This is a genomic window from Salmonella sp. SAL4457 (assembly GCF_046548235.1).
In the GTDB taxonomy this organism is placed as follows: domain Bacteria; phylum Pseudomonadota; class Gammaproteobacteria; order Enterobacterales; family Enterobacteriaceae; genus Salmonella; species Salmonella enterica.
In genome coordinates, this window is record NZ_JBGDZO010001433.1 from 1 (window position 1) to 232 (window position 232).

Annotated in this window: 1 pseudogene; it reads right to left on the reverse strand. The window is 65.1% G+C overall.

Annotated elements, in window-relative coordinates:
* Positions 1 to 232 (reverse strand): annotated as a pseudogene (locus ACLJNW_RS28900) (ABC transporter ATP-binding protein); the annotation flags it as partial.

Here is a 232-nt window from a genome sequence, read left to right on the forward strand (position 1 = left end):
GTCATGGCGCGCTGGTTGCGCCGCTCCTTCAGGCGCGGGAACAGCTCGAACATGCGCTGCATGTCCTCCTCGGCGTGGTCCATGCCGATGGGCATGGTACCCATCAGCAGGTTTTCCTCGACGCTCATGTCGGGGAACACACGGCGTCCTTCCGGCGACTGCGCGATGCCGTTGGACGCCACGTAGTGCGCCGACTTCTGGCGGATGTCCTGGCCGCGATAGAGGATCTGCC